Annotated in this window: 2 protein-coding genes; both read left to right on the plus strand. The window is 42.6% G+C overall.

Annotation, left to right across the window (positions count from 1 at the left end):
* Positions 1 to 1426 (plus strand): hypothetical protein (locus OEV42_21575; GenBank protein MDH3976860.1); only part of this gene is annotated, 1426 nt, incomplete at its 5' end.
* Between the two features lie 252 nt (positions 1427 to 1678).
* Positions 1679 to 2056: a hypothetical protein gene (locus OEV42_21580; protein ID MDH3976861.1), complete on the plus strand. Its 378-nt coding sequence runs from the start codon at positions 1679 to 1681 to the stop codon at positions 2054 to 2056.
* Positions 2057 to 2297: the final 241 nt, after the last annotated feature.

Consider the following 2297-nt stretch of genomic DNA (forward strand, 5'->3'; position numbering starts at 1 on the left):
TCAAAAAAGTTTTGATTACAATCCCAACCGTTATGAATACACCAAAACCGACGCCAGGGGAATCGCCATAACTTATGTCAATGACTTCATGGGCCGTCTCATTGAAAAGAAGGTGGACGGCGTAACAAAAGAAACCTACAGTTACTACATTAACGGCCGGCTGCATACGGCCCAGAAAGACGGTCTCACTTATACCTACACCTATTATGCCGGCGGGCAGGTGAGGGACGTGACCGACTCGAACGGGAAAACGCTCTCCTACAAGTATGACGCTGTCGGCAACCGGACGGAGGTGAAAATCTCCGATGGAGTTAATCCTGACAAAGTGCTTACCTATGGCTATACCGATGCAAATCAGCTCGATACGATTACGGCAGAGCCGGGAGTCTTCGATTATGACTACCGGGTGGACGGCAGCCGGGAGAAGCTTACTTATGCAAATGGTGTCTTTACAAACTATTCCTATGACGCTTCGGGCCGCATGGTGGGGATTATTACTCCCGGTGTTTCCAGTAACGTCTATAGCTACGATAAGGTGGGGAACCGTTTAAGCAATGTATCAGAAAGCAAAGCTGCTTCCTATAAATATGATGATCTCTACCGCCTGACCTTTGCTTCTCATACCAGTGTTGAAGGCGCCATGTTCGAGAACTACACTTATGACGCCATTGGTAACAGGCAGGCCCATGATAACGATCTCATAAATAACTATTACCCCGGTTTTGATCCTGACCTGACCAATAAGACTATCGACGGTGACTTTATTTATTATGACGTGGCAGGGAAGAGCTACCAGACGCCCTTTACGGACGTAGCTGACAGTGTTGATTACGGTTATGACTATGAAGAGCGGCTCATTAGTGTAAAGCGTGTTTTCGGGCTTTCTTCCACCGTTGTTGAATACAAGTACGACGTAAGTGGCAGGCGGATCGGGCGGACGGTGACGAAAGACGGCGTTATGACGGCGAATATGGAATATCTCTATGACAATGAAGATATTGTTGCTGTGTATGAGAATGGAGTATTAACTAAAGAGTTTATTCACGGGCCGGGGATAGATGAACCGTTGGCCATCAAGACGGGCGGGAACTGGTATTACTACCATGCCGATGGTTTGGGTTCCGTTATGGCGCTTACAGATGGCAGTGGGGCAAAGGTGGGGAGTAGCTATGGTTATGATTCCTTTGGGAATCTTGTTAAGGGGACACTTGATAAGAATTATACCTATACGGGCAGGGAGTGGGATAAGGAGGCGGGGCTTTATTATTACCGGGCCAGGTTCTATGATCCTGAGACGGGGAGGTTTATCTCCAAAGATCCGATAGGTTTTGCCGGGGGGGATGTTAATCTTTATTCTTATGTCCAACAGAATCCAGTGAATTGGGTGGATCCGTGGGGACTTGCAAGGTATGGTATTTTTTTGTGATAGAAAAGGATGTCATGGCCCAGGAGATACATTTCCAGGGACTCAACCGCCAAAACAGCCTCCAAAAGATCCTGGTGGCAGAGGGGACAGAGGTTTGTCTTGGTGGCTTTGTACAACAATGTGTATAGAGGCAGCTAAAAAAGCTGTAAAATGCCATCCAAGTGTTAGTGGCTTACCGTGTGGAGTAATGTGTGCCTATGCATTAATATCAGGTAAAGGAGGCGTATGATTTAGATTGAAGGCGTATATGATATGAAGATATTCTATTTTTATATATTTATGTTTTATTACTTGAAAGGTGTTGATAGGTTTAAAAGGAAAAACTATATTTCTGCTAAACATTTTTTTGAGAAAGCTAGCAAGTACAATAAATTTCCTGATTATGATCTTTTTTATCAATATTATGGACAAACTTTATTTTATTTAAATCAGATTGATGAATCATTTAATCATTTATCCAAAGCATATAAAATTTGCGATAAAAGAGGGTGGGATTATGAAAATGATAGAGAGTACAATCTAACTAAAGATACATTGGAGTTACTTCAATATATTAAAGAGGTCCATAATTTAGAAATAGAAGGCTTTATAAAAGAAAAACGATTAAAGCCGAAAAAAGAGAGTGAATAAGGGGTCAGGTCGTACGCCGTTATCGGCAACCTATCTAACAGGTTAAGAAAGAAAGAATAAGGGTCACCCATTAGAAGTACCCCTGTCAATGGCAAAACGCATCTATTAGCAAGGAAAAAGTTTTTTTCTTGCTGCCTTTTCATAGAGTTAACAATATATTTACCATTCCCGTAGTTTCATTAAGTTTATAGTGTCAGTATCTATTTCACTGCACCAGTCACCCATCAGGATCAAGGCATTC

The organism is Deltaproteobacteria bacterium (assembly GCA_029860075.1).
Classification (GTDB): Bacteria; Desulfobacterota; JADFVX01; order JADFVX01; family JADFVX01; genus JAOUBX01.